This window comes from Marinobacter alkalisoli, assembly GCF_045449795.1.
GTDB lineage: Bacteria > Pseudomonadota > Gammaproteobacteria > Pseudomonadales > Oleiphilaceae > Marinobacter.
In genome coordinates, this window is record NZ_JBJJLB010000044.1 from 54,926 (window position 1) to 81,589 (window position 26,664).

Here is a 26,664-nt window from a genome sequence, read left to right on the forward strand (position 1 = left end):
AAGTGTAAGCCATACTCACAGCCCGGCAACAGTGCCAATTTGTACGGGACCATGATCACTGCTGGCAACCGGCGGCTGGCCGGCTCTGGCTTCCACCACGTAACGCAGGGGGCCACGGTTATTGAGGCTGTCAAAGGGATAACAGGTCACCAGCAACAGGGTATCGTCATCAAGCTGGCCGGTATCGATCTGCTCATGACGACTGTCGACAACGCGGACATTATCAACCCGATAGCTGTACCAGCGACCGGAGCGCGTCTGCAGCTTCAGTTCACTGCCCGATTGCAGGTGACGCAGACTGCTGAAATGGGTATCCCGGTGTCCGGCGATCACCACCGGCCCCGGACCGGCGGCGTTACCCAGCACCTGTCCCGGCCCAAAGGCCAGACTCTCGCCGTGGGCACCCTCCAGCACAATCATGGACTGCCCGAGCTCGGGCAACGACAGGCGGGCCACCGGCCAGGTGTCGGCCCAGGGCCAGGGGCGGGTTTCCGTTTGCCGGGCCTGGCTCTCGGCCCAGGCCAGCTCCAGCAGCTCCTGGGCCGCCAGGGCCTTGAACGGAATCCACAGCCCGACGGTCAGCACAACACCAAAGGTCATCGTCAGTAACAGCAGGAGGCGGTTCATGCGAACACCCTCCGTTGCAGCATCCAGGCGGCGGCCGAGAACATCAGCCCCAGCAGTCCCAGTGCGATCAGCAAGGGCGACATGGTCGCGGTTTGCGGATAACGCAGCATGGTGGAGCTGCTTCCTGCCGGCAACAGGGTAGGCACATGGTCGGTTTCCAGGGGCTCCGGCGCTGTCCTTACCGGTGTCTTGTCCACCGCCACGAAGCTGGTGTAACGGGTGATCAGTTGATGCGCCAGCGCCAGTTCGAGAACCTGTTGCTTCTCTTTGTCGTCAACCCGCCCAGATAGCCCCCGGTCCATCACACTGTCGATTTTCTCACGCCCCCAGTGACGGTGAAGCCCCTTGCCCGTAGCAGCCCGGGACAGGTCCAGCGAGGTCTGCCAGCGGCTTCCGTCCGGCAGGAGACCGGAGACGCCCAGGTAACCCTCTTTGCCTGCACCGCGAATCACCTGAACCATCGGCTCGCCGGCGAACAGATCACCGGGTCTGGCGGGGTAGGCTTCAGGGCTGCCGGCAACTTGCGAGAAGTCCACATCAATATCGGTCAGTACCGGCGACTGCATTTTGGCAAACAGATCGTCCAGCGGACCGGCAACATCGGCGGTATCACTAATGGCGGTGTAACTGCCACGGCCGTATCTCGCCGCTTCCCGCATGAAGTGCATGTTTGGGGCCGAACCAATACCGACGGTAAACAACCGGCGGTCCCCCAGCTGCCGCCGAATCTGGTCGAACAATGCGTTTTCATTACCCACGGCGCCATCGGTAATAAACACCACCTGGCGGACGTGATGGCCGCTCGCGCCATCCTGTTGCGAATCATTGCCCAGCGCTGCATTCAGCGCCGGCGCCATTTCGGTGCCACCATTGGCGCTCAGCCCCTCCACATAGTGACGGGCACGGGCGAGATTCTGGCCGTTGGCGGGCACCGCCTGCATGAACAGCGAATGGGTCTGGCTGTTGAACTGGATGACGTTAAAGCGATCAGCGGGCGACAAGGTGTCCAGCCCCCGCAGCAGCGAGGCCCTGGCCTGGCCGATAGACTGGCCGGCCATGGAGCCGGAGGTGTCGATTACGAACACCAGTTCCCGGGGCAGGTTCCGGTCACGATTAAGGCCCGGCACCAACAAGGCAAGCAGATAGTCTTCACCCTGCCACTGCTCATGGAACACCGCCGCGGAAGGCTCCTGCCCCCGCACCGGCGCCCAGCGCACCACCAGGTCCCGGTCCATCAACACCTTGTGCTGCTCCGGCGTAACCGATACTCGATCACCGTCCCAGGTACTGACCAGTTCGTGGCTTGGACTGGTGACATCGCCCACCGGCAACCCCGCATGGATGTCGAGACTGATCGAAGCGCGATGGCTCTGCTCTCCCACATCCTTCGCAAGCACTGTGAACGGGCTGACAGCATCAGCATCCGGCACTTCCGTTGTCGGCTTAGCCCAGCCGCCCTGCCATTGCGAGGGAGTCTCGGCAAGCGGAGCACCGGGCATGTATCGGGGCGTCAGTGTGGTAGGCAAACGAAGCTCGAATTCCCCGGACTGGTAGCGAACCGCCTGCTGATAGTTGAGTTCCACGGTCACGGTTTCACCCGGCGGAATATTAGCCAGATGAGTGGTGAAGAGGTTCGGCCGCTGCTGTTCGACCCGTGCGGCGTTCTTACCAGCCTTTTTTGCGTCTTCGTAGCGCTTTTTGGCTTCCTGCTTTTCCCGGATCTCACCAACGACCTTCCGCTCTCCCACACGCATGGTCATGCCATAGACGCTGGCCTTTTCGGGTAAAGGGAAAACAAACACACCTTCACGCCATTGCTGGCTGGTATTTTTGAAGCTCTGGGTCAATCGGGTATCGGCAATCAACCCGCTGATCCGAACACGGTAGTCGGTGGTCAGCAAGGTGGCCTGTCCCTGTCGCCGCCCGTTGGTGTCCACAAATTCCAGCATGCCGGCGCCTTCTCCGGTGGCCCCCGGTGCCTGGTAGGCTTCCGCATACAGGGGGTGAACGAACAACAGCAGCATCACCGCCAGCCACAGGGATATGCCTTCGCAACAGCGTTTGACGCGAGCAGTGTTCAGTTCGGGTTTGTTGAGTTCCAGCCTTAGCAGAGTCGTCGGTAGCATCATGGTGCATCCTTTCTTTTTCGGGGCCGGCGGCGCCGGGTTGTATTGAATGCGGGTATTTCAGCGCAAAGAAACGACGCTCACGTGGCGGAATCTGGCATTCAGACGGAGAGAAAATGATGAATTGTGGCAAACCCGCCGGTTTACCTTGTTCTGACCCGGCAGCATGGTTAAATAGAGCCTGTCATTCACCGAACCCCAGTTATCCATGAAACGACATATCGCCCTGATTGAAGACGAGCCCGCCATTCGTGAGAACTACCGGGACGCTTTTGAACGCCGCGGGTATCGCGTATCGGCTTACGGTGACCGCAAAAACGCCTTCCAGGCGCTACGCTCAGCCCTGCCGGACCTGGCCATCATCGACGTGGGTTTGGGGGATGAACCCGAAGGCGGCTTCACCCTGTGTCAGGACCTGAGAAACCTGTCGGCGACAGTACCGATCATTTTCCTCACCGCGCGGGACAGCGACATTGATTCGGTCCATGGCCTGCGCCTGGGGGCGGACGACTATGTCACCAAGGACATGAGCCTCGATCACCTGCTGGCGCGCGTTACCGCCCTGCTCCGCCGGGCCGATGCCTGGGCGGAGGCGCTTAAAAAACCCGACGAAGTGCTGCAGCGGGGCAAGCTGACCCTGAACGTGGACCGCATGACGGCCGACTGGGAAAACCTGCCAGTCGATCTCACTGTCACCGAATTCTGGATGCTTCACTCCCTGGTCCAGCATCCGGGACATGTACGCAGCCGCGATCAGTTGATGGAGGCCGCCAGTACGGTGCTGGACGACAACACCGTGACGTCCCACATCAAACGCATCCGCCGTAAGTTCATGCAGATCGACAGCCACTTTGATGGCATTCAGACCGCCTACGGCATGGGGTATCGCTGGAATGCCCATGAGGTGTAAGCCTTGAGCCTCAAGCGCCAGTTGTTCGTTGCCAGCCTGCTGATGCTGTTGATTCCATGGGCCGGCCTACAGTTCGTGCTGGAGCTGGACGAAGCGCTGCGGGAGCAGGCCACGGGGCAGTTGCATGAACAAGCCAGGCGCATGGCGGAAACCGCCGGGGATCGCCTGATCGGCAACTCTGTGGTGCCAGCGGATGCACCGGTGATCTATGCCCACCCGGTTCAAAGGCAGCTCCATGTGGACGGCTATGGCGGAGACTGGCCGGGATACGACGAAGAGCAATCGCAACAGCAATGGCAGGAGCCACACCAGGCAAACGCCCCTTCACCGCTGCGCTGGCAAGCTGCAACCGATCAACGGCACCTGTACCTGCTTGTGCGGGTATCGCGCCCCGACATCCGTTATTTCGACCCCGGCTCACCCGACCAACCCCACGATCGCCTGCGCTTGATTCAGTTCTATAACGGGGAACAGGCTGAACGGCTGATCCGCACCCCGGCTCCGGGGGGCGTCACCGCCATAATCCCGGATCAAAGCAACGAGCGGGATTACCGCATAACCGGGCAGTGGGAAACCGTCGGCCAGGGCTACCAACTGGAATTGAAGCTGCCGCTGCCTCCGCAAGGCAGTCGCCTCGGTCTTGTTGCCGAATGGCCAGGCGCGGACGGCACCGAATCCGCTGGCACTCCCCTAAGCCCGCCCCCGGTGCTGGTGACGCGCCTGCCCCTGCTGGAGCAACAGCTATCAAACCAGATGGCCAGCGGTCAGCAAGTGCGCATACTGGAAGCCGGAGGCTGGGTGATCGCCAGTCAGGCCGTTGCGGACAAACACGACCGGCCAGCGTTTGACTCCCTCAGCCCGCTGGAAGTCGTGGAGCAGATTGCCCTCAGTGGCCTGCGAGCGCTGGTGCGGTTCTATCAGCCAGATCCCCGGCCAATTGACGACACCGCCATCCGCTCTGATCCGCAAACCCTGCCAGATCAGGGGCTGGTGCGTCACCGCGATGGCGACAGCTTCCTGATGGTCACCCAGCCGGTGTTCAGTGGCCGCACCCTGGTTCTGGAGCAGTCGATGGATCAGTTGCTGGCACTGTCCGGGAACACCCTGGGCTCGGTGATCGCCCGCAGCACCCTGCTGGTGGTGGGGCTGATGCTGGTGCTGCTGGGCTATGTCAGCTGGCTGTCCTGGCGAATCACCCGGTTACAGCGAGCGGTCAGTGCCAGCGTTGACGACGACGGCCGCATCATCGGTACCTTGCCGGAGACACGGGCCCGCGACGAACTGGGACAACTGCACCAGCATTTTGGCCAGATGGTCGACCGGCTGCACGGCTACAACGAATACCTGGAAAGCTTCTCCCGCCGGCTGTCCCATGAGCTGAAAACGCCGGTGGCCGTAGTACGTTCTTCCCTGGAAAATCTGCGCCACGCCGACTCCGACAGTGAGCGCACCAGCTACATCGACCGTGCAACCACCGCCACCGATCGGCTCAGCCAGATTCTTAACGGCATGAGCGAAGCCGCCAGGCTGGAACAGAGTTTCGACCACGCCGAGAAGGAACGCTTCGATCTGGCGGAGGTAATGGATCAGACCACCCGCGCCTATCAACAGCTGGATGCGGATCACCGGATTGTCTATCAGGGGCCTGCCGGTGGCTGCACCCTGAACGGGTCACCGGAGCTGATCGTCCAGTTGCTGGACAAGTTGGTGGACAATGCCCGGGACTTCACCGCCACAGGAGACCTGATCGAAATCCGCCTTTCACCAAAGGGCAAGAGCCTTGAACTGGGCGTGTTTAATCAGGGGCCACCGCTGCCGGAGCACCTGAGCTCCGACATTTTCAACCCGTTTGTATCCATACGAAAAGGCACGCAGGAAGGACACCTGGGGCAAGGCCTGCTGATCGTGAAACTGATTGCCGAACACCACGGCGGATCGGCGACCGCAGGCAATGAGGCCAACGGCGTGCTGTTCACCGTCAGCCTGCCCACGCACACCCCCGTACCAGCGCAGTGAGCGACTTTCAGACGATGCAGGCAAGCCACTGGTCGTATTTCCCCCCAACCAACTTTACCCTAACCTTGTGACCTATCCGGGATTCAAGCCAACTGACACAGTGGAGACCAGCCAGCGTGGGATCAAGCCTTTCAGCCCTTGCCATTCACCCGTTACGGGACGATCTGTATAACGAGCTGCATTCCCGCCCGTTCCAGGTACTGCCAACGCCTGCCCGGGTGACCCACATTGCCGTCCTCACCACCCCCGGGCAGCGCGAAGCCCAGTTCCGGCACCTACAGGAACTGCATCGCCTGCTGGGCGAGCCGGAACCCGAACAGGAAGTCAGTTGCTTCGAGAAAACCTTTGGCAACCTCAGGGTACGGCGCGAAATGCACATGGAATTTGCGTCCTACACCTTCATCAACCTGGATCCCACAGAAGCTGGCGCGCCCTTTGCGGAAACCGGCATCAGCCTGCTTCCGGAGGGTTGGCTGGATAAGTTGACAGGTACCGTGATTGCCGCGTTTCATGTCCACCTGCAGGCACAGGCCGGGCAAGGGATGGAAGATCTGGATTACGTCCGCCAGCACTTTGAAGGGCGCAGGTTGGTGGGCAGCAGCCCCCAGAGCGGGGCGGCCCGGGTATGGGGCACGTTCCAGCTTCACAGTGACGGTTTTGGCCGTTTCCTGGTGATGAACCACCACATGTCCGACAGCCAGCTTGGCCGCCTGACCCAGCGCCTGATCGAAATCGAAACCTACCGCCTGATGTCCCTGCTGGCGCTGCCGCTGGCCAGGGAAACCTCCCCGTCCCTCAACGACATGGACCAGAAACTGGCGGTGATCACCCAGTCCCTGGCGGACAATGACGACGTTGATGAGCCCGCACTGTTGGCCCAGCTGACCGCCATCGCGGCCCGCATCGAGGCCTTCAGGGCCCATTCCACCTTCCGGTTCTCGGCGACCCGGGCTTACCACCGGCTGGTGCTGACAAGACTGGACGCGCTCCGTGAGGATGAGCTGTCCGGACACCTGACCATCACCGAGTTCATGACCCGGCGACTGACCCCGGCGGTGGAAACCTGCAAAGCCGTCAGTGAGCGGCTGGAAGACCTGTCCCGCCGGGTTGACCGTGCCTCGGAAATGATGCGCACCCGGGTGGATCTGGCGATCCAGAACCAGAACCAGCAGCTACTGAGCTCCATGGACCGGCGCTCCAAGATCCAGTTGATGATGCAGCACACCGTGGAAGGCTTCTCGGTGGTGGCCATCACCTATTACCTGATCGGCCTGCTCAAACTGGGACTGGATTCCGTGTACGAAGCCGGGTTCGATATCAACAAGTCACTGGTACTGGGCATCGCCATTCCCGTGGTAATGGTTCTGGTGTACACGGGCGTCCGGGTGGTACACCATCGCTTCATCCGCATGGCAAAACGGCAATAGCCAGGGCCCCTTTACTGGTTCGACTGGTCGTCCCCGGCAAACTGCCGGTAGAACTGCTGGGCGGTGCGACCATTGCGCACGCCCTTGGCGGTGGCAAAGCGGATCGCCTCCCGGTGCAACTCATCCCGGTCTGCCACCTCCGGAAACAGGGCGTCCACAGCCTGCAGATAGACGTCCTGGGAAAACGGATAGAACGACAGCTGCAAGCCGAACCGGTCCGCCAGGGACACCTGCTCCTCGATGGCCTCCGCCGGATGCAGCTCGCCATCGCGCATCTCGCTTTTCAGGTTGTCGGACATGAACTCCGGCATCAGGTGTCGACGGTTGGAGGTGGCATAAACCCGCACGTTTTCCGGCGGCAGTTCCAGCGAACCTTCCAGCACGCTCTTGAGGGCCTTGTAGCCGGACTCGCCCACGTCAAACGACAGGTCATCGCAGAAGATCACGAAGCGGAACGGCAAGTCGCAGATATCATCCACAATCTCCGGCAGGGTCACCAGGTCGTCCTTGTCCACCTCGATCATCCGCAATCCCCGATCCCGGTAACGGTTCAGCAGTGCCTTGATCAGGGACGACTTGCCGGTTCCCCTGGAACCCCAGAGTAACGCGTTGTTGGATGGCTCTCCGGCGAGGAAGCGTTCGGTATTCCGCGCCAGCGCCTGTTGCTGACGCTCGATGCCGGTCAGCGCCTGCCACTGTACCGGATCCAGCCGCCGGATGACCCGGAGGCCGGATCGGTGGCGGCGCCAGACGGCAGCCGGAGTGGTCGCCCAATCTATGGTCGTTGTCTTCATCACACCTCTGTCCTATTCCGCATGTCGTCCGGTTATGAAACACTGGTCGACAGATTGATCGCAAATCAAGGAGACTTTACCGCAAATGGCTGTGAAATCCGTTGCCCTGGTGGCGCACGACAACAAGAAGAAAGAACTGGTTGAGTGGGTGTCCGAGAACGAGACCCGCTTTGCACAACTGTCCCTTTACGCCACCGGCACCACAGGCCGGTTACTCGCTGAGAACCTCAGGCGTGATGACATCCGTTGCCTGCTTAGCGGCCCGCTGGGCGGTGACCAGCAGATCGGGGCGAAAATTGCCGAGGGCGAAATTGACCTGCTGGTGTTTTTCTGGGATCCCCTGGAACCCCAGCCCCACGATCCGGACATCAAGGCCCTGCTGCGCATCGCCGCCCTGTGGAACATTCCGGTGGCCTGCAACCGTGCCACGGCGGAGTTCATTCTCACATCCGCCTACATGACCGATGACCGGCACCACCCCCTCAAGCCGGACTTTTCCGACTACACCGGCCGCAAAGTCAGCTGAGCGGTTTACGGGCAAGGAACACCGTGTTGGTGGACTCCCGGTTCTGGAACGGATTGAAAAACGACACCACCCGAGCGTCCACATCGGTGAACAGGGTTCGCAAGGTGGCCATGAACGCCTCATCCGGCGGGTCATTGGACCACATGGCGAATACCCCGCCCGGGCGCAGGTGGGCCGCCATTTTGCCAAGGCTTTCTCCGGTGTAGAAACTGGCGTTGGAGTCGTGCAGCAGCGCTCGCGGTGAATGGTCGATGTCCAGCAGGATGGCATCGAACACCTTCCCCGGCTGCTCGGGATCAAATCCGGCTTCGGACACCGCCAGGTCAAAGAAACTGCCAAGCACATAGCGGCAGCGGTCATCCGCGTTGAGTACTTTGCCCAGGGGGACTTTTTCCTGTTCGTGCCAGCGGATCACGGTATCCAGGGCATCGACCACCAGCAGTTCCTCCACCCGGTCGTGCTGGAGTGCGGCTTCCGCGGTGTATCCCAGGCCCAGGCCGCCAACCACCACCTTCAGCGCCTGCCCTTCGGTCATCTCCAGCCCAAGGTCGGCAAGGGCCACCTCGGCGTCCACGAACATGCTGGACATCAGGAATTCATCGCCCAGCTTCACTTCATAGATATCCCGCTCGCCCAGGGCGGGAATCCGCCGGCGCCGTAGGGTTATCTCCCCCAGCAATGAGGGTTGGCTGTCGATTTCTTCAAACATAAGGCCCATACGCAGCTTCCAATAGATAGATGTCCAAAATGGCCATGCTACCACCGGACACTTCCGGATCGGGTACATTTGTGCCCACTGGCTGACGACAGGGCAGGAAAAACCGCAGGTGGAGGTCTACACTGTCCATTCAGTATGTAAAGGATTGTAAACGACCTGATGAGCGCCCTCTCCATTCCGCTCTCTCGCCCCCGGAGGGCGTGGTATCCGCTGTATTGTGTTGTGCTGCTGGCGCTTCTTGTCACAACACCTGTCAGGGCGGCGCCCCCGGTATCCATTGGCATCGTATCGGACAATCAGCCTTATTCTTCCATATCCGGTCGCGAGGCCTCCGGTTTTTCCATTGATATTTTGAAGGAAGTGGAGCACCACTCCGGACTCACCTTCGAATATCGTGCCGGCAGCTGGCCGGAGCTCTACTCAGCCTTCATGAGAGGCGAACTGGACGCCATCGACGGCATTTCATTCAGCCGGGAGCGTGCGAAAGACATCCTGTTCACTGACCCCTACCACGTCCGCCAGACCTACCTGATGCATGACACGGAAAAACCCATCGATCAGGTCAGCTCCCTGCAGGATCTGAAAGCCCTCACGATTGGTGTGGTCCGGGATGTCTACTACCGGGATCTGCTGCTGGACAACGACATCAATGTGAAAACCTATGACTCCCTTGCCAGCCAGATACGGGCCCTGGCGTTTGGCTGGGTGGATGCCATTATCGGACCGGCGCTGACCCTGAAATACTCCGCCAACCAGTTAGGCTTCCGTTTCCTGGATGTTGCCGGCCCGGCGCCGCTTGGCCCTCTCTCCCAGGAAGATTTCCGCATCGGCGTGCTGAAGAGCAACCAGGCCCTGTTCGACCAGATTCAGGCTGGCCTGGAAGCCGTGCCCCAGGAGCGGATCGACACCCTGCTGGAACGCTGGCAAGAGTATGGCGGCGCGCGCCTCAACGAAGCCCGGGAGTTCAGCATCAGCACCGCTGACCAACTGTTCCTCCGGCGGATCGGGCCGGTGCGGGTTGGCATCATGCGGGACTATGCCCCGTTCAGTTTCGAGGACGACGGACGCCTGCAGGGACTCACAGTGGACGTCCTCAATCGCATCGCCGATCTGACCGGCTTGCAAGTGATCCCTGTCGGCGGGCAGTGGTCAGAACTTTTCGAAATGTTCCGCAAGGGCGAAATTGACGTCATGGCCAACATGTCCCTCAATGCCGAGCGGAAGGCCTTTACACGTTTCACCGAACCCTACCATGTCATTCCCAACGTCGCCTTCACCCTCAGAGATGACCTGTATTTTGACCGTCTGGACGAACTGGCGGACCTCACCGTCGCCCTCGGCTCCGGCATCTACTACGAACAGGCAGTGAAGGATCGGCTCGGTGAGAACGTCCGCACATTCACCTCCCAGCAGGCCATGTTCCAGTCGCTCGCCGACGGTGGCGTGGACGTGGTCCTCGCGGCGCTGCCCAACGGCAATTATTGGGTGCGTGAGCTGGGTATACCCGGCGTGCGCATCGCCGGTGAGCTGCCCCTTGAGAATATTCCGGGGGAAGATCTGCGGTTCGGGATCCGCTCCACACTGACGCCGCTGGCGGAGGCCATGGACACAGCCCTCGCCGCCATAAGCGCGACCGAGATGCGAACCATCGAAGACCGCTGGCTCGGCGCCGCCCCCAACCGTCCTGTGAACGCTCCTGGCACGGTTACCCTCACTGACCAGGAACAGGCATGGCTTGAAGCGCGTGAGCATCAACTGACTCTGTGTGTTGACCCGGACTGGATGCCCCTTGAGGGTCTCAGCGAACAGGGCCGGCACATCGGGCTGTCAGCCGAGGTTTTCCGGCTGTTCGCCGAGCGTTCCGGTATTGATTTCGACATCCTGCCCAGCAGCAGCTGGCAGGCGACTGTGCAGGCAGTCAGGGAACATCGCTGCGACATTCTGCCCCTGGCGATGGATACCCCGCAACGAACCCGCTTCCTGGATTTCACGGCCCCGTACCTCCAGGTCCCGAATGTGGTGATTGGCCGGATCGAAGCGCCGTTCATGGAACGCCTGAAAGACCTGGAGGGTAAACGCATCGGTATTGTCGAAGGCTACGCCTTTTCTGAACTGATACGGCAAAGGCAGCCTGGCATCCACCTGGTGGAGGTTGCCAGTGAAAGTGCCGGGCTGCGACTGGTGCAACAGGGCGACCTGGATGGCTGTATTGCAACGCTGGCTACGGCCAGTCACCACATGCAGGAAAGGGGACTGGCCGATCTGAAGGTGATCGGGCGTATCCCTGCTGACTGGACGCTGTCCGTTGCCACCCGCAACGATGAGCCCATCCTGCTGAGCATTATGCAAAAGCTGGTAGCCAGCCTGAGCGCCGAAGAAAGGCAACATTTGGACAACCAGTGGCGTACGGTGCAGCTGAAACAAACCGTGGACTATACTCTGCTGTGGCAACTGATGGTGATTGCAACCGTTATCCTTGGTCTGTTGTTCTATTGGAACCGGAAGCTCGGCCGCCTGAACCGGAAACTTGCAATCGCCAACGCCACCCTGCAGCATCTGAGCGTTACGGACGATCTGACGCAGCTGGGCAATCGCAGTTATTTTGATCGTGAATTCAACCAGAGCTTCCAGTGGTGCCTGCGCCACCGCGCGGGTTTCGCCGTGGCCATGGTAGACGCCGATCACTTCAAGAGGATCAATGACACCTATGGTCATGAGGCTGGCGATCTGTGCCTGAAGGCACTGGCTGACAGCATGCGCGCCCATTTCCGGCGCGACACCGACCGTATAGCCCGCTTTGGCGGCGAAGAGTTTGTGATCTTCACTACGTACCAGGATCGGGGCGAAATGATCAAACGGCTTGACGACTTCCGCGCGGCGGTCGGTCACAGCCTTACCATCAGTGACCATCCGGATATCCAGCTCACCATCAGCATCGGGCTTGCCATTGGCACTCCCGATACCACGACCGAGCCGGATGAATTCCTCCGGCAGGCGGATCAGGCACTGTATCTTGCCAAACAAAATGGCCGGAACCGCCTGGAGGTCCAAACGGTCTCAAAATAGTCGTCACATCTTTCAGGAAACAACCACAAGGAGAATCCCATGGCGAACATCTACGAAGATAACTCTCTGTCGATCGGCAACACCCCATTGATCAAGCTCAACCGGGTCAATGACGGTGCCACCATCTGGGCCAAGATCGAGGGTCGGAATCCGGCGTATTCGGTGAAATGCCGCATTGGCGCAGCGATGATCTGGGATGCCGAAAAACGGGGCGTCCTGAAACCGGGCACCACCATCGTCGAGCCCACCAGTGGCAATACCGGCATCGCGCTGGCGTTCGTGGCAGCCGCCCGGGGCTATAAACTGATCCTGACCATGCCTTCGTCCATGAGCCTGGAGCGTCGCAAAGTGCTCAAGGCCCTTGGCGCGGAACTGGTCCTGACCGAGCCGGCCAAGGGTATGCCGGGTGCCATTGCCAAGGCAGAGGAGATCGTGGCCACCGATCCCGAGCACCACTTCATGCCGCAGCAGTTCGATAACCCGGCCAACCCCCGCATTCACGAGGACACCACCGGCCCGGAAATCTGGGACGATACCGATGGAGCCGTTGATATCTTCGTCGCCGGCGTTGGCACCGGCGGCACGCTGACCGGGGTATCACGGTACATCAAGCAGACCCGGGGCAAGGACATCACCTCCGTGGCTGTTGAGCCCACGGACTCCCCGATCATTAGCCAGGTAATGGCCGGCGAGGAGCCAAAACCCTCCCCTCACAAAATCCAGGGTATCGGCGCCGGTTTTGTGCCCAAAAACCTCGATCTGGATCTGGTCGACCAGGTGGAAACCGTCAGTAACGACGATGCCATTGCCATGGCACACAGGCTGATTCAGGAAGAGGGGATTCTGTGCGGGATATCCTGCGGCGCGGCCGTGGTTGCGGCGATCAGGGTCAGTAAACAGCCGGAAAACAAGGGCAAGAATATCGTCGTGGTGCTGCCGGACTCGGCGGAACGTTACCTGTCGTCCGCGCTGTTTGCAGATCAGTTTGGCGAGCAGGAAAACGTTCAGTAACGCTCAAGGCATCGACAGCAGGCAAGGAGGCCTGCTGTCTGTGTAACCCGACTTAACGACGCCCTTCCGGAGGGGGAAGCAGCTGCCCTGCGCCGGTAGCCACTGCCGCAACGCTGCGGTAGGAAAGCCGTGACAGGTTGTGATGAGTGAACCGTATTGCCTGGCTCCAGGGTCGCGTGACGGGAACACGGTCGAGCACGTTAAAGGTTTCGTCGGCTATGGACAGATGCACCCGCTCAAGTTTGTAAACCCCCTGCGCCACTCCGTGAGTGACGATATCCGCAAGCCCCAGCCACCACTCATGGCCCTGTTCCTTTCCGGTTTTCATAGCAACCACTCCACCAACTGCCGGGCCACATCGGGATGATGCGCCAGGCGAATATGATCCACTCCCGGAAAACTCGCCATGCCGGCAAGCTTCCACCCGGTACGCTCCTCTCCACGGGCACTGGCCTCATGAACCAGTGCATCCCCGAACAGGGCATTCACCGGATGCGTACGGGAACGGGCCAACAATCCACAGACCACAAAATGCCGCCCCCCGGGAACCAGGGGAGGTTCCCCCTGCTCCGCTGGCACAACGTCACCACGGGACAGATTGCGGATACCTTCACTGCGCAGATCTATCACTTCACCCACGACCCGCAGATAGTCACGGGGAGCGCGATTGAACAGATCCGCCGTCGCCTTTGCTCCCTTGGCGAGCCAGGAGCCATCGTGGGGCGACCCCAGATACACGCAATCGGTCAGGCGTGAAACCCAGCTGTGATTCAGAGCCTGACCGTGGTGACAGGCGCTACGAATTAGCAGCCCCCCCATGCTATGGCCCATAAGGATGATGCGCTCCACCGGCACCGGCCAGGCGGACACCAGCGTTTCCAGTAAAGCCGCCAACGCCTCACCGTTGCGGTAAATGGGTCGCCCCGTGTTGTAGCGCAGCGTCAGCGGGGTGATTTCGCGGGAGGCACTGGTCAGCAGGGAGCCGTAACTCAAGCGGCTCTGCCCGGGAAATGTCCACACGGATTCCAGCTCCATCAGCCCGTGAATTGACAGGCAGAGAGTGGAGCCCGGGGCGTCAAGGCGCGGAGCCCGGCAATCCAGCGATGCAGGGCCGTGGAAAACCTGCATGGGTACCGCCAGAGGGTTATTGCGCTCCTCCAGCCAATCTCCCAGGAACCCGCTCAGGATCGCCGAGGCGTGCCTTTGCCACACCGGGCTGGTGTCTGAATTCATGCTCATAGGTGACCGTCTGATGATGTAGTCTCACCAGTGTACCCGGATAACCCACCGGGCGATTGGCTGAACCTTCACCGGATACAGGCGTGGCGGCAACTGGCGATCAGGCGGCCTTGCCTTCGGCTGACGTTTCCCCGGCAGTCTGCCGATTCTGCTCCGCTTCGGCTTCCGCTTCTTTCATCAGCACCATCCCCCCCTGCAACAACAAGGACTTCAGACGCGGATCACCCTGTTCGGCGATGCCAAGGGCAAAAGCCGCCAGCGCGGATTCCAGGGGGTTTTGTCGAATCAATTCACGCACCATCTGCACAGGGGAGCCAGAACCCGTCTGTGAAGAAGCTCCTTTCGACAGGCTCCGGGCCGGGCGTGTCAGGCGATAGAACACCAGGGCAAGGATCAGGAAACAGCTGACGCCGACCACCGCCATGGCCGCCGACTCCCCCATGAGAGGCGCCAGGGACAGTGTGGCGGCGGTGACCAGCATGTAGAACCCGGTAATCAGCAGTGCAGTGAGCAAAACCAGCGCCAGCATAAAGCCCAGCACAGCGGCAACGGCCTTGCGCACGGCACTCTGAACTTTCGGGGAATCAAGCATGATCAACGATCAAGCAGACGGCCGACCAGAATCCCGGCAAGAAACATGATGAGAATGCTGAGGAAAGGCCGTTCCTCGATCTGGTGCTCGACATCATGAACTGCCTTGCTTCCCGCATCACGGGCGCGATTCACGGCTTCGTCACCACGCTTACGTACATGATCCAGCGCTTCGCGGCTTTCGCGAAGAACTTCGTCCCTCAGACTGCTGATATTGTTTTTCTGCCCATCAGCAACGGCTTTTGTCAGCTTTGCGAGGTCTTCCCTCAGCGCCTGAAGGTCGTCTTTGACACGGTTGTAATCGTCTTTTGCGGATTTCGCTTCCATTTCTTGCCTCCTGTCAGTCTGACACTGCGTGTTGGCATTCCGATGACGACTTCACATTGATCCCGCTGAACCAGAAAACTCAGACGAGACCCCTTTAAACGTAGCACAGGCTCCCGCGCTTTGTGTGACAATACTTAATCAGAATCGATTACCGGGACGGCGGGCTCATCATCACGAATTCGCACATAGCTGGCGAACCTTGGCAGACCGGTACTCGTATGGCCACTGTACCGGAATGTGATGACGGCACCTTCGGGAGGTGGATCGTCACGCTCCTCATCCGTGAAACCAGTACCAATGCGAAGCTTCCGGCCGCTGTCGAGCTCCACCAACAGCGCCCCCATTTTCCCCGTCAATCGCCCCTTTCCCGGCAAATGCCCGAGGACCACCGCTTCGGCATCCTGAAAACGCTTCACTTTCAGGAGATCCCGGGATCGCCCGGCACGGTACAGACTGTCGCCATGCTTGAGCATCAATCCCTCGCCACCGCGGGCAATCACTTCGTCCAGCTGATGCATCAACTGTTCATGGTCCGTTGCCGCACGCTGTTCGACCAGAACCAGGTGATCAACCCCGGCATCGCTGACCTCAGCCCTCAGTGCCCGCAAACGCTCGTTGAATGGCCGCTCACCCCACGGCATATCAAAAACCATGAAACGAATCTCCCGCCAATCGCTGTCACGGGGTTCCAGCCGCCGAACGGCTCCCGACAACGCCGCGAACCGTTCACGCCCCATCCAGAGCTCGCCATCCAGCGGCCGATCAGGCAGATCCCGGGTGAACCAGTCGGGTGCATGGAACACATTGCCCTGCCGGGACAGCAGCCGGGAGCCATCCCAGTAGGCCCTGACACCGTCGTATTTCTCGCTGACCCAGTAACCCTCGAGAGGTATCCCCTGCCGATACACATCCGCCAGTGGCACACCCGGCTCTGACGCCCCGGAAACCCCGACAAACAGAATCTGAAAAACCAGAACACCACGACAAGCCGTCGTGAACAGACGTGAAAACATAGCAAATCCCTTGCATCAGACAGGACGGGGGGCTTCCTGCCTCCCGTAAAAACTCATTTCCGTGCGATCAATGACCGCAGGTTTCCTCTACCTTCTTCCGGAAACGTTCCCGAATCCGGGTATTTTCGGATTCACTGACGAACACCCGCTCACCCTGCTCATTCAGGTTATAGAAGGTAGAAACGCTGTCCATGTACTTGAGGCGTGCGCGAAGCTTGGAGCATTGTTCCGCCCGTTTCGCTGCCTGCTTTTCTGCCTTGGCGTCCGCCGCACGCTGCTGGTCGCGCTCCTGCTGTTTCTGTTCCAGGAAGGCATTCACCTTCTGCTGACGGTCACGGGCGGAATTGTCCACCCTGGCTGGCGCGGATTCCACTTTGACCTCCTGGCTGGCTGCCTGCGTCGGCGGCCGGTCACCAAAATGGGTGCGGCCGTCTTCGTCTACCCAGCGGTAGACCTCGGCCACGCTGACAGCGGGTGAGAGGATCAATAATGTCAGTAATGTTCTTAACAGCATATTGAACTCCTTTTTTAACCATTGTCAGGCAATAACTGCTCTTGCAACTCTCGAACCACTCGTAACACCCGGCTCATTTCATTCTGGGTTTTCAGGTCCAGGTTCAGCTTGCCATCCATGGTTTTCACCAGGGGTACGACAGATTGCTCAAAGATCCGCGCAAAGGCCATCAGGGCATCGCCTAGCTGCGGTGGGCTGTCCAGGTTAACGGTAACGGCGGGGTTAAGCTGGACTGACTGCAAGCCTTCGGTCAGACCGGTTTCCAGGGATCGAGACAGTTGGCTCAGGGCCTTTTCGATATCTGGCGTCTGTTCGTTGCGGTTATCCGCTCCGGCAACCAACTGGTGTGCCAGCTGCTGCATGTGCTCGGCAATGAGGCCAAGCTGCCGCACCACCTTCACCCCCGTTTCCTCATCGCCTCCAGCTTCCTGACGGCGGCGGTATTCCTCACAGATCGACTGCCAGCGGGCCGCTTCGGCATCAGTCTGAGTGCCGCGCATCTGCTTCAGTTTGAGCAGGTTCTCCTCCGCGCCCTGGGTCAGCAACTGGGCTTCGCCCTGGTAGTGGTCGTCAATCAGGGCTTCGAGCTCAGCATCACTCATCACCGGCGAGAGCTTCTCCGCCAGCTTGTTCATGTTGCGGTAGCTGCCCTGGAGCTTGAAGGTCGGCTCGGTGCGGTAGGCTTCCGCCTGGGCACTGGAGGCAATATAAGCCTGGTTTACCCGGAGCACGGTCTCCCGCACCCGGATCATTTTCTTGAGCAGGGAAACAATTTCATCCCGCTCGGCCGCACTGTAATCGTACTCGAAATCCGAATCCGCCACGGCTTTGCCTTCGGCCAGATCCGCGAACCGGTAGAAGTCCGCCATGCCCCGGGTGGCCAGCGGCGCAAGCACCGGGTTGGAGCTCAGGCTGTTTTCAATGTACGACAGAGCAAAGGCGTGTTCCATGCCTGACAACACATCCCCCAGGTTGTAGATATCCGCCCGGTTGGACAGCATGTCCGGCACTTTGAACACTTCACCACTCTCGGTGTAGGGGTTACCGGCCATCACCACGCAGAAGCGTTTGCCCCGCATGTCGTAGGTGCGGGTGCGGCCACGCCATACGCCTTCAATGCGCCGGGTGCCGTCGCACAGAGAGATGAATTTCTGCAGGAATTCCGGATGGGTGTGCTGAATATCGTCGAGATACAGCATCACGTTATTGCCCATTTCCAGCGCCAGGTTCAGCTTGATCAGCTCTGCCTCGGCAGTGGAATGCGGCGCCTTCTCCGGATCAAGGGACGTGACATCGTGCCCCAGGCTCGGGCAATTGATCTTCATGAAAATCAGGCCCAGGCGGTTGGCCACGTATTCCATCAGGGTGGTCTTACCGTAACCCGGCGGCGAGATCATCATCAGCAGGCCGGACTGGTCGGTTCGGCGGTCTTCGCCAGCGGTGCCCATCTGCTTGGCCAGGTTGTCACCGATGATGGGCAGGTAACTCTCGCTGATCAGTTTGTTGCGCACGAAAGAAGACAGCGGCCTTGGGCGGAACTCCTCCAGACGAAGCTGGTCGCGCCAACGCTCCAGTACCTGGTGGCGAACCTCCTGCAATTGCTGCCAGCCGGGAATGATTTCCTGACGGTGATAGCGCAGGCGCTCATCAAACTCATCCAGCTGCAGGCTGAGAGTGCGTTCTTCAATCCGGGAATGCTGACCAAGCAGCCCCTCCACATGGAACGCCAGCTCCACGCTACGCACACTGGTTTTCAGGGCCTCACCCACGTTCAGTATCGCCACCACTTCCGGCAGGTAGTGCAGAAGGTGTTGCTGGTCTGCCTTGCTCATCCAGGCCTTCAGCCAGTGGCTGGTGATGGTCCAGCGCGCTGCGGGCTGGTCTGCCACCACCCTCAGGGCATCCTGGTACTGGGCGAACTGGTTGTCCCGTTTCAGGGCTTCGCTGAAACCGGAGGCCAGTTCACTGGCATAGCGGGTAATCTCAAAGGCATCGGTTTCTTCCGCCAGTTGCCGCACAAGGTACTGGGCAGCGGAATCGATCAACGTGCGCTCGGCGCTGCCCTTGTCCGCCAGCAACAGGCCGTGCTCTTCCACGAATCCGGAAAGCCTGGGACCAAGCTCCTGCTCCAGGGATTGCAGCAGTTCATTCGATTGCATCAGGCGGCTGAGAATACCGGCCGACAGGCAACGGGCCCGAACTTGCTGCGCCAACTCCTCCTGCTGACTCAACCTGGCCCAGAACAACATCGCCAACGCCCGGGCCCGGGGGCTGAACCGGAGCAGGCCTGCACTCTGGATAGCTGGCCAGAGGGTACTGACAATCAACGCCGCATCGTGATCGTGGATGCCCTTTTCGTACCCCTCCCGATAACGGGGAGAGGCAAACGCTCGAATATGGCCGGTCAGTTCTTCCAGATCGGCCACATTCACCGGCAGATCGGGTGCATTCTGGAACTCTTCGATCACCATCGCCGCCAGGTATTCACCCCGGTAAACCTTGTCGGATTCCGACGGCTGGCTCATGTTCCAGTAGCCCCGCAGGCGGTCCAGCTCTGGCTCGTCCAGCCTCTCGTAATACTGGGTACCGGTCAGGTGCAGCAGCACATGGTCATCCCGGGGGATCAGGGTCAGGTCCAGCTCCTGCTGATTTACGCTGAACTTGTGCTTGCCCAGGCGGATAACGGCACCGCCATCCTCGAAGATATCGGCCCTGTCACGAACACTGCGAAGAGCGGTATCCTGGGCGGCCTTCAACTGGCCCAGACAGTCGTCCGCCTCCATGGCCGCCCCCAGCTCACGCAGCTCTTTGGCCATGCTGCGCAACCGGGCCACCATGGCGTCCGAGGCAAAAAAGGCGTGTAACTCCTCCGGGCTGGAAAAACGCTCGGTACGGCGACCGACGTTCTTCAGGATGCGTTCGGCTGCATCCGTCAAGGTGGTGGTCCGGCGCTGCTGCTGATCCTGCAACTGCTGACGGCGGGCTTCGATGCTCTCGTGGGCGTTTTCACGCTGCTCCAGAATGGCGGCCAGGAACTCATCGTACTCACCAAACTGGCTTTCCAGCTCCTGAAGCTGATCGAGCATTCGGGTCATCAGCCCGTCACATTCCCGTACATCCGTGAGGGCGCTGACACCATTGGCAAGGCTTTGCTCGAATAGCCGCAGGCGAGCGGCGAACTGGGCCCTGGCCTCTGCGCTGCCCTGCTCTTTCAGGCGGATTTCCGCTTCCGAGCGCTGCTGGTTGATGGTGGCGTAGATACCGGAAATGTTATCGGTAATCGCGGTTTCCAGTGCCGCATCGTCACCGGCCATGGACGCCAGCATGCCCTGGATCATATCAAGGCCCGACGTCAGCTCCCGGTAGCGTTTGACTATTTTCTCCAGGCTGTCCCGGTTCTCCGCTTCTGCCAGGTCGGTCTGAAGCTCGTTCAACGTTTTACGATAGCCATCCAGCGCCTCGGGCGAGGCCAGGAAGCGGAAGGTGCGCTCGGTCAGGCGCTCTTCCGCTTCGGACAACTCGCTCTCCAGCGTTTCAATCCGGGCCTTGTCGGCATAGCGACGGTCGTTCAGGGTGCGGACCCGGCCCCGATGTTCCCGCAGGCGGGCCAGGAAGCTGACGAACTGATCCGGGGCTTTCCAGCTATCGGGTTTCAGGTCCCTCATCAGGGCCGCCTGCTCATCCGCCACTTCTTTGATGGCGGTTTCGGTCTGGGCGCGGATGCTCTGGACTTTTTCGTACTCGTCCAGTACCAGTTCGGCCGTACCGCGAATGGTGGTCAGCTGCTGATGGAGCCCGGCAAACGGCGGCTCTTCCTGCCGCCCGGTCAACCAGAAAAACTGGTCGATAATACGATCAATGGTGCGGATCAGGCCGGTAAAATGGCGTTCACTGGCACTCCCCGAATCCACAAGCCCAATGATCGTATTGAGTTCGGCAATACCACGCACCAGTTCCGGGTTGCCGATTCGCGCCAGCTCAGAGTCGTTAGCGACGCCGGCCTCGGCATGAAAGGTTTCTGACGTAAACGGGGTTTCCCATACCTGCAGCGGGTGCACCAGGGTGGGCTCGTTATCCGCATTGAAGATCACCAGATGACCATTCTCGAACAGGGCATAGCCGTGTCCGATGAGGGGCACATCCACCTGCTTGCGGATCAGGTTATAGCGGTAAAGAATGACCTGCCCGGTGAGCTGCTCGTAAAACACGTAGAGCATATCCTCGCCATTAGGCGCCCGCAGAGTGCGCTTGAGACGAAAATCTCCGTCCGGAATCTGGAAGGTTTTCAGTTCACCGGTGGTCAGGTACGAGCCGGAGGGGAAGATAAGGCCATGATTGTCCGGCAGTGAAGCCACCGAGCCGGCCATGGCATCCACGCGCTCTATCTTGCGCTGGCTGCGGTTGAACAGGTAGTAACGCCAATGCTCCTCGTTGAAGGGCAGGATCCTGACCAGCAGGATTTCACCGAGATCGGCGTAGTCGAATGAGGCGTCGTCCAGGGACTGTGAATCGGACGTTACCGGGTCTGAATAGATACCCTCGCCCGTCGCGGTATTGTTCTCGACTTTGAAGGTGATGTCGCCCCGCAGGTTATCCACAAACAGGGTGTCGGCAATGTTGAGGTGCGGTGAACGCCCCTGAACCTGGCTGTCCCGACCCACGGTTTTCCAGGGAAAACTGAAACGATCCGGAAAGGTAAGGTCCCGCTCGCCACGGTTGTCGATATACCGGCCCACTTCACCGTCGGGTTTCAGCTCCCATCGGAATATCCGAAGGTCGTCCAGCTTGTCACCAATGCGGAATGCCATTAACAGCATGCCGTTGAGGATGACCAGCTGTGACAGGGTGGCTGTGTTGTAGTACTGCTGCAGTTCCCGGAAGTCGGTTATAAAGCGGTCGTTGGTCAGGAAGGAACCTTCAATGGCGGCTTCGGTCATTTCGAAACCGCTGTCGCCATCGTTCAGGTGATACAACCTGAATACATCCTCGATCGCCAGGGTTTTACGAAGCCCCAGCTGCAGATTGAAACCGAACAACAGCTTGTCGCCCAGGCGCACCACATCCCGTGCAACCGCATTGCTTTCGGTTCTTGCCCGGGCGCGGCCCAGCACGCTCATACCGGCGCTACCAAAGATTTCTTCCCGGGCCTGGTTCAGCTCCGAAACCCGCTCCCGGAGCTGTCCGCCCTGGTCTTTCAGCCGTCGCTGAATGGTTTCAAAGGCAGAGCCTTCCTGAACAATGCTCTCGAGGCCGGTGCGATCCGTCGACATACCCAATCATCCTGAACTGAGGAAAAACCTGAATGGAAGAAGGTATCGCCAGCGCCCCTTCAAGCGCCGGCGATACCGGAGGCTTTAGGCGGTTTCAGAGTTCCGGTTGGTTTTGTCACCAGCCACCCGCCCGGCGAGCCCCGACAGGGCCGCCTGAAGGGAGGGAGACTTGTCCAACACGCCCTGAACACTCTTGCCGTAGCCAAGACCCTGGGCAAACTTCTCGAAAATGCCGCCGTCGCCGCCGATCATCTCGAACTTGGCATCCTTGAGGGCTGCCGCCATTACCCGGCCATTTTCCAGCATTCCGGCTTTCTGTGCCTCGATCTGAGCCATCACTTCCTTCTCATGAACTTCCAGGTTCATACGGAACTCTTCGAAGTGGCGTGATTCCTCAGACATGACGTCGTAGGCTTTCAACTTCTCTACCAGGCCTGCAGCCTCCGCCTTGGCCATGGCCTCGCGGGCGTCGGCCCGGGCGTGGCCCATACGCTGCTCGCCTTCCGCATCAGCCAGCACCATCGCCTTGCGGGCATCAGCCTTGGCAACACCCAGCTTCTCTTCACCCATGGCTTCGGTTTCAAGCCGCTGTTCCAGTACGCGGACCTCGGCCATACCCGCTTCTTCATCCGCCTTGGCAGTGGCAGACTTGACCTCGGCATGGGCCAGACCGTCAGCACGGATAGCAGACGCCTGGGCTTCCTTGACCTGCGCCTCCGCAAGACCATCGGCCGCAGCCATGGCCTGACGACCGCGGGCCAGTTTCTCATCCGCCACCGATTTCTTCTCGGCGGCGTCCAGGTCAGCCTGGGACTTCACGCGGACCTGCTCGGCTTCCAGCTTGGAGCGTTCGAACGCCGCCTCGGCGGCCTTCACATCCATCAATTTCAGCTCTTCCGCTTCCGCCTCGGCAGCAACGACTTTCTTGACCTTCAGGCGATCCGCTTCAGACTGGTTGCGAACATCCTTGATGTTCTCTTCCTCTTCCGCCACGTTGCGCTCAACGGCAATACGCTGGCTGGTAATGTCGGCAATTTCCTTACGCTCTTCTTCCAGCGCTTTCTCCATGCCGATGCGTTCAATTTCCACGGCGCGTTCGCGGTTTACGTCCTCCAGCTCACGGGCCTGGCGAATCCGCACTTCCTCAATCTGAACCGCCCGCTCACGGGCCTTCATGGCCATTTCAATCTGGCGCTGCTTGTTCTCGTCCGCGATGGCCAGCTCTTCATCCGTCTTGATGCGAGCCGCCTCCGCACGGGCGCGTTCCTGCTCGCGTACCTGCTCGGTTTCGGACGTTTCCCGGGCCTGCAGGGTTTCAATCTCACGTCGCTGACGGGCTTCCGCATCGGACTGGCTGCGCTCAAGCTCCAGTGACGCCTCACGGGCGGACACGTTCTTGCGCTGGATTTCCAGCTCCTGGTCACGCTCCAGGCGGTTGGTCTCCACGTTATGCGTCGCGGTGATTTCAGTAATCCGCTTGATGCCCTCGGAGTCCAGAATGTTGTTCGGGTCCAGCGAGGTTTTCGGGGTCTGCTCCAGGTAATCAATGGCAACGTCTTCAAGCACGTAGCCGTTGAGATCCTCACCAATGGTTTCGACAATGGAATCCCGGAATCGCTGGCGCTCTTCGAAGAGCTGCATGAACTCCAGCTTTTTACCAACCGTCTTGAGCGCTTCGCTGAACTTGGCATTGAACAACTGGTTGACCGCTTCCCGGTCTGAAGCCCGGCCAACGCCCACCGACTTGGCCACCCGAAGCACATCTTCCGCCGTCTCATTCACCCGCAGGTAGAAGGCAACGGTGATGTCCGCACGCAGGTTGTCCTTACAGATCAGCCCTTCCTTGCCGGTACGGTTCAGCTCCAGGGTGATCACCGAAATCTTCATGGTTTCGGATCGATGAATAACCGGCAGTACCATGGCGCCGGTGAAGTACACCTTTGGCGTGGGCGACAGATCGTTGACGATCAACGCCTGCCCCTGGTCCACCTTCCGGTAGAACGCCTTGAACAGGGTAAGAATACCCAGTATGAGCAGAACCAATACACCGACGGCGGTTATGGCCGGCATAATCCAAGATAAATCCATTTAGTCGTTCTCCTGCATTGATTGATAGGAAGTAAGCGCGGGGTTATCCGGCGGATTCGGTGGACAGAAATTCGGATTCCGGCACCACCCACCATGCGTTGTTATCCGGAATATGTTCGATCAGAACCGCCCGTTCCCTATGGGATAGCGGCGTGTGGCTGCGTACCTGCAGCACCAGGTGAGCACCATCAAGGATGGCGTCCGCACGGCCAGACGTTTCAGTGACCGTGGATGAGATCACTACACAGGGTGTACCGATAATTCGCTTCTGCAGTGGCTGCCGGTAGGCGCGGCGAAACAGCGGTCGAAGCGGACGCACCAGAAGGGAGGTGCCCAGCACTCCAGCCACCAGGGCGACAGCGGTGATGGCCAGCGCATAGAGCCAATGCAGCAGGCCTGCGGGCACCAGCGCGCCAAACGCCAGGTCAATAAAATAACTGGTCAGCCAACTGATCAGGAACAGCAGTGTGAGCACCAGCGGCAGGGGAACTCCCTGCAGCCCCAGGGTCACCATGAGGCCGCTGAAATCACCCGACGCATCGATATCGCCCTCGGCATCCACATCGCCCATACCGGACAGTGAAATCAGCCAATAGATAATGGCAACGCAGAGAAGAACGGAAAAAACCGCCGTGGGGAAGGAGAACGCAACTGCGAAGAATGTTTCCATACGCGACCAGATATCCGTTCCGGTAAATCCAAAATTTGACAGTTCTTGTCAAAAGAAAGTTGTTTATAACGCAAACAAACTATTTCTTGCAAACATTTAATCGAGCGGTTTAGACTCGATTCATTGACATAAAATGTCAAGCCACAGGACAAGGTTCGTCCGGATCGGCCGAACCGATTCAATGCCACAGGAAGGAGCAATTCGTGGATACCCAATCTCTCACCCTGGCCCTGGGTGATGCTACCCATGCCGGCCGCACCTTCGATGTTTTGCCCGTTGCCGGTGACGAACCGGTGCTTCAGGTCACGGTTTCCGGTGCCGAAGAAACGCCCGTATACGTTACCGTAACCGACACCCAGATTCTGTGCCTCGCGTATCTTTTTGACAAACAGGAACTGAACCCCGAGCAGATGAATGACCTGCATGAAAACATGCTGAGGATCAGCGTGCCCATGCCCCTGAGCGCCCTGGGCAAAACCGGCGACCATTACGTGGTGTACGGCGCCCTGAGCCCGACTTCAGGCACAGCGGAAATCATGCAGGAACTGGTCACGCTCGCCGAGAATGCCATCGACCTGTTACAGACATTTGAAGACTATCTGGCTTGAGCAAGGGGTGAGACATGAGAACGGTACTGAAAAAAATTCTGACCGCCATGCGCGGTGGTGTTAACGAACTGGGCGAAGCCGTTGTAGATGGCCAGGGCAACCGTATTCTGGAACAGGAACTGCGGGACGCCGAACAGGAACTGAAGCAGGCCAAGCAGGAGCTGGCGAGCCTGATGGCGGAGTCCGCCTCCCTGGCCCGGCAGATCCGCTCCGAACAGGACAGCGCCAGCAAGCGCGAGCAAGACACCCGCAAAGCCCTGGCCGCCGGCCAGGAAGAGCTGGCCCGGGAAGTGGCTGAACGAATCGTCGGCCATGAGCGTCGCGCAGCGGAACTGACCCAGACTCGCGAACGGCTGCAACAGCGTATCACCGGCCTGAAAGAGCGGGTGAAAGGGGCAGAAAAACAGCTGGCTGACTACCGCCGCGAACTTCAGGTGGTCAAAACCAATGAACGGGTGTTGCGCACCACTGCCCAGATTGATACCAACATCAACAGCAACCAGTCCTCCTTCAGCTCCGCCAAGGAAACCCTGGAACGCATCCGTGATCGCCAGGCCCGGGAGGAAGACCGCCAGAATGCCAGCGCCAGCCTCGAAAAAGAGCTCACCGGCGCCGATCTGGATGAAAAGCTCAAAGCTGCCGGAATCGACAGCGAGAAAGACGCCGTCAACGACGTTCTTGCCCGCCTGAAAGGTAATCCGGCGCAGTAAATTCAGCGCCCCCATGAGCAGGGGGCGCAATACCCAGGCTAAGCCAATGCCAAAGACACGGGACTGGTCAAAAGAGGAACGTGCGGTTCAGGCCATGCAAATGGCCTTCGATCTCTCCAACGATATTCAGCGGGCCTTCCGCGTTTCTGCGGCGCTGCAGGACATGAACACCGCTGACATGGTGCGCAAAGTCCTGCAGCTGCCCTACCGAAAGAACCGGGCCCGGCCACGGCTGACGGTCACCCTCCGGGATGAGGATTTTGACGTACTGGCCCGGAAATATAATCTCGCGCCCGAGGATCGGGCGGCCATCCGACAGCGGGTGGCGGAGGAGCTGCAGGCGTTTGCCCGCTCCTACCTGACCGAACCGGACAAATAATCCGGGCTCTGGCCGACCAGGGCAATGTACCAGG

The 26,664-nt window shown here is 59.7% G+C and carries 22 protein-coding genes; 9 read left to right on the forward strand and 13 right to left on the reverse strand.

Features of this window, described 5'->3' with window-relative positions; genetic code table 11:
* Window positions 1-15: 15 nt before the first annotated feature.
* A complete protein-coding gene (locus ACJO3M_RS19050; RefSeq protein WP_407002962.1) occupies window positions 16-627 on the reverse strand; it encodes a class GN sortase in 612 nt (203 codons plus the stop codon).
* Complete coding sequence (locus ACJO3M_RS19055) at window positions 624-2,756, reverse strand: marine proteobacterial sortase target protein (RefSeq protein WP_407002963.1); 2,133 nt, start codon at window positions 2,754-2,756, stop codon at window positions 624-626. Before ACJO3M_RS19055 ends, ACJO3M_RS19050 begins: the two co-directional genes overlap by 4 nt.
* Window positions 2,757-2,961: 205 nt before the next feature.
* Between ACJO3M_RS19055 and pdsR the strand changes: the two genes are divergently transcribed.
* The 3 genes from pdsR (at window position 2,962) to ACJO3M_RS19070 (ending at window position 7,106) form a co-directional block, all read left to right on the forward strand.
* Window positions 2,962-3,663, forward strand: coding sequence for a proteobacterial dedicated sortase system response regulator (gene pdsR, locus ACJO3M_RS19060; RefSeq protein WP_407002964.1), 702 nt, complete (start codon window positions 2,962-2,964; stop codon window positions 3,661-3,663).
* A 3-nt stretch (window positions 3,664-3,666) separates the two neighbouring features.
* Entirely contained in the window at window positions 3,667-5,679 is a 2,013-nt protein-coding gene (locus ACJO3M_RS19065; protein ID WP_407002965.1) for an ATP-binding protein, read from the forward strand.
* A 116-nt stretch (window positions 5,680-5,795) separates the two neighbouring features.
* Window positions 5,796-7,106, forward strand: coding sequence for a DUF3422 family protein (locus ACJO3M_RS19070; RefSeq protein WP_407002966.1), 1,311 nt, complete (start codon window positions 5,796-5,798; stop codon window positions 7,104-7,106).
* Between the two features lie 11 nt (window positions 7,107-7,117).
* On the opposite strand, the gene ACJO3M_RS19075 is transcribed toward ACJO3M_RS19070, so the two are convergent.
* Window positions 7,118-7,900: an ATP-binding protein gene (locus ACJO3M_RS19075; RefSeq protein WP_407002967.1), complete on the reverse strand. Its 783-nt coding sequence runs from the start codon at window positions 7,898-7,900 to the stop codon at window positions 7,118-7,120.
* 85 nt (window positions 7,901-7,985) lie between these two features.
* On the opposite strand from ACJO3M_RS19075, the gene ACJO3M_RS19080 reads away from it, so the two are divergent.
* Window positions 7,986-8,426, forward strand: a complete 441-nt coding sequence (locus ACJO3M_RS19080) for a methylglyoxal synthase (protein ID WP_406989049.1) — start codon at window positions 7,986-7,988, stop codon at window positions 8,424-8,426.
* On the opposite strand, the gene ACJO3M_RS19085 is transcribed toward ACJO3M_RS19080, so the two are convergent.
* Complete coding sequence (locus ACJO3M_RS19085; protein WP_407002968.1) at window positions 8,419-9,144, reverse strand: polyamine aminopropyltransferase; 726 nt, start codon at window positions 9,142-9,144, stop codon at window positions 8,419-8,421. The two genes, ACJO3M_RS19080 and ACJO3M_RS19085, sit on opposite strands and share 8 nt — an antisense overlap.
* 159 nt (window positions 9,145-9,303) lie before the next feature.
* Here ACJO3M_RS19085 and ACJO3M_RS19090 point away from each other — a divergent pair, with 159 nt between their 5' ends.
* Together ACJO3M_RS19090 and cysK are read left to right on the forward strand one after the other, a co-directional pair.
* Window positions 9,304-12,210: a transporter substrate-binding domain-containing protein gene (locus ACJO3M_RS19090; RefSeq protein ID WP_407002969.1), complete on the forward strand. Its 2,907-nt coding sequence runs from the start codon at window positions 9,304-9,306 to the stop codon at window positions 12,208-12,210.
* A 39-nt stretch (window positions 12,211-12,249) separates the two neighbouring features.
* Window positions 12,250-13,221, forward strand: a complete 972-nt coding sequence (gene cysK / locus ACJO3M_RS19095; RefSeq protein ID WP_407002970.1) for a cysteine synthase A — start codon at window positions 12,250-12,252, stop codon at window positions 13,219-13,221.
* 52 nt (window positions 13,222-13,273) lie between these two features.
* On the opposite strand, the gene ACJO3M_RS19100 is transcribed toward cysK, so the two are convergent.
* From ACJO3M_RS19100 to ACJO3M_RS19140, 9 genes are all read right to left on the reverse strand, one after another.
* Window positions 13,274-13,549 (reverse strand): hypothetical protein, encoded by a 276-nt coding sequence (locus ACJO3M_RS19100; RefSeq protein ID WP_407002971.1) that lies wholly within the window; start codon window positions 13,547-13,549, stop codon window positions 13,274-13,276.
* Window positions 13,546-14,460 (reverse strand): esterase/lipase family protein, encoded by a 915-nt coding sequence (locus tag ACJO3M_RS19105; protein WP_407002972.1) that lies wholly within the window; start codon window positions 14,458-14,460, stop codon window positions 13,546-13,548. Before ACJO3M_RS19105 ends, ACJO3M_RS19100 begins: the two co-directional genes overlap by 4 nt.
* Before the next feature lie 100 nt (window positions 14,461-14,560).
* A complete protein-coding gene (locus ACJO3M_RS19110) occupies window positions 14,561-15,052 on the reverse strand; it encodes a hypothetical protein (protein WP_407002973.1) in 492 nt (163 codons plus the stop codon).
* A 2-nt stretch (window positions 15,053-15,054) separates the two neighbouring features.
* A complete protein-coding gene (locus ACJO3M_RS19115) occupies window positions 15,055-15,378 on the reverse strand; it encodes an ElaB/YgaM/YqjD family protein (RefSeq protein ID WP_407002974.1) in 324 nt (107 codons plus the stop codon).
* Between the two features lie 134 nt (window positions 15,379-15,512).
* Complete coding sequence (locus ACJO3M_RS19120; RefSeq protein WP_407002975.1) at window positions 15,513-16,391, reverse strand: DNA ligase; 879 nt, start codon at window positions 16,389-16,391, stop codon at window positions 15,513-15,515.
* 67 nt (window positions 16,392-16,458) lie between these two features.
* A complete protein-coding gene (locus ACJO3M_RS19125) occupies window positions 16,459-16,905 on the reverse strand; it encodes a DUF4124 domain-containing protein (RefSeq protein WP_407002976.1) in 447 nt (148 codons plus the stop codon).
* Window positions 16,906-16,919: 14 nt separating this feature from the next.
* Entirely contained in the window at window positions 16,920-22,175 is a 5,256-nt protein-coding gene (locus ACJO3M_RS19130) for a DNA repair ATPase (RefSeq protein ID WP_407002977.1), read from the reverse strand.
* An 84-nt stretch (window positions 22,176-22,259) separates the two neighbouring features.
* Window positions 22,260-24,263, reverse strand: a complete 2,004-nt coding sequence (locus ACJO3M_RS19135; RefSeq protein WP_407002978.1) for a flotillin family protein — start codon at window positions 24,261-24,263, stop codon at window positions 22,260-22,262.
* 43 nt (window positions 24,264-24,306) lie between these two features.
* Window positions 24,307-24,933 (reverse strand): hypothetical protein, encoded by a 627-nt coding sequence (locus ACJO3M_RS19140; RefSeq protein ID WP_407002979.1) that lies wholly within the window; start codon window positions 24,931-24,933, stop codon window positions 24,307-24,309.
* A 203-nt stretch (window positions 24,934-25,136) separates the two neighbouring features.
* Here ACJO3M_RS19140 and ACJO3M_RS19145 point away from each other — a divergent pair, with 203 nt between their 5' ends.
* Genes ACJO3M_RS19145 through ACJO3M_RS19155 form a run of 3 tightly spaced genes read left to right on the forward strand, consistent with a single transcriptional unit; the run spans window position 25,137 to window position 26,630 of the window.
* Window positions 25,137-25,541, forward strand: coding sequence for a YjfI family protein (locus ACJO3M_RS19145; RefSeq protein ID WP_407002980.1), 405 nt, complete (start codon window positions 25,137-25,139; stop codon window positions 25,539-25,541).
* Between the two features lie 14 nt (window positions 25,542-25,555).
* Complete coding sequence (locus ACJO3M_RS19150) at window positions 25,556-26,251, forward strand: PspA/IM30 family protein (protein WP_407002981.1); 696 nt, start codon at window positions 25,556-25,558, stop codon at window positions 26,249-26,251.
* Window positions 26,252-26,297: 46 nt separating this feature from the next.
* Window positions 26,298-26,630, forward strand: coding sequence for a hypothetical protein (locus tag ACJO3M_RS19155; RefSeq protein WP_407002982.1), 333 nt, complete (start codon window positions 26,298-26,300; stop codon window positions 26,628-26,630).
* The last annotated feature ends 34 nt before the right edge of the window (window positions 26,631-26,664 follow it).

What these genes read in the sequence shown, in the direction of transcription:
- ACJO3M_RS19140 (WP_407002979.1), bottom strand. Translation starts at nt 24,933, where the DNA reads ATGGAAACATTCTTCGCAGTTGCGTTCTCCTTCCCCACGGCGGTTTTT.
- ACJO3M_RS19115 (WP_407002974.1), bottom strand. Translation starts at nt 15,378, where the DNA reads ATGGAAGCGAAATCCGCAAAAGACGATTACAACCGTGTCAAAGACGAC.
- ACJO3M_RS19130 (WP_407002977.1), bottom strand. Translation starts at nt 22,175, where the DNA reads ATGTCGACGGATCGCACCGGCCTCGAGAGCATTGTTCAGGAAGGCTCT.
- pdsR (WP_407002964.1), top strand. Translation starts at nt 2,962, where the DNA reads ATGAAACGACATATCGCCCTGATTGAAGACGAGCCCGCCATTCGTGAG.
- ACJO3M_RS19055 (WP_407002963.1), bottom strand. Translation starts at nt 2,756, where the DNA reads ATGATGCTACCGACGACTCTGCTAAGGCTGGAACTCAACAAACCCGAA.
- ACJO3M_RS19135 (WP_407002978.1), bottom strand. Translation starts at nt 24,263, where the DNA reads ATGGATTTATCTTGGATTATGCCGGCCATAACCGCCGTCGGTGTATTG.
- ACJO3M_RS19120 (WP_407002975.1), bottom strand. Translation starts at nt 16,391, where the DNA reads ATGTTTTCACGTCTGTTCACGACGGCTTGTCGTGGTGTTCTGGTTTTT.
- ACJO3M_RS19150 (WP_407002981.1), top strand. Translation starts at nt 25,556, where the DNA reads ATGAGAACGGTACTGAAAAAAATTCTGACCGCCATGCGCGGTGGTGTT.
- ACJO3M_RS19090 (WP_407002969.1), top strand. Translation starts at nt 9,304, where the DNA reads ATGAGCGCCCTCTCCATTCCGCTCTCTCGCCCCCGGAGGGCGTGGTAT.
- ACJO3M_RS19155 (WP_407002982.1), top strand. Translation starts at nt 26,298, where the DNA reads ATGCCAAAGACACGGGACTGGTCAAAAGAGGAACGTGCGGTTCAGGCC.
- ACJO3M_RS19125 (WP_407002976.1), bottom strand. Translation starts at nt 16,905, where the DNA reads ATGCTGTTAAGAACATTACTGACATTATTGATCCTCTCACCCGCTGTC.
- ACJO3M_RS19100 (WP_407002971.1), bottom strand. Translation starts at nt 13,549, where the DNA reads ATGAAAACCGGAAAGGAACAGGGCCATGAGTGGTGGCTGGGGCTTGCG.
- ACJO3M_RS19110 (WP_407002973.1), bottom strand. Translation starts at nt 15,052, where the DNA reads ATGCTTGATTCCCCGAAAGTTCAGAGTGCCGTGCGCAAGGCCGTTGCC.
- ACJO3M_RS19075 (WP_407002967.1), bottom strand. Translation starts at nt 7,900, where the DNA reads ATGAAGACAACGACCATAGATTGGGCGACCACTCCGGCTGCCGTCTGG.
- cysK (WP_407002970.1), top strand. Translation starts at nt 12,250, where the DNA reads ATGGCGAACATCTACGAAGATAACTCTCTGTCGATCGGCAACACCCCA.
- ACJO3M_RS19050 (WP_407002962.1), bottom strand. Translation starts at nt 627, where the DNA reads ATGAACCGCCTCCTGCTGTTACTGACGATGACCTTTGGTGTTGTGCTG.
- ACJO3M_RS19105 (WP_407002972.1), bottom strand. Translation starts at nt 14,460, where the DNA reads ATGAGCATGAATTCAGACACCAGCCCGGTGTGGCAAAGGCACGCCTCG.
- ACJO3M_RS19080 (WP_406989049.1), top strand. Translation starts at nt 7,986, where the DNA reads ATGGCTGTGAAATCCGTTGCCCTGGTGGCGCACGACAACAAGAAGAAA.
- ACJO3M_RS19085 (WP_407002968.1), bottom strand. Translation starts at nt 9,144, where the DNA reads ATGGGCCTTATGTTTGAAGAAATCGACAGCCAACCCTCATTGCTGGGG.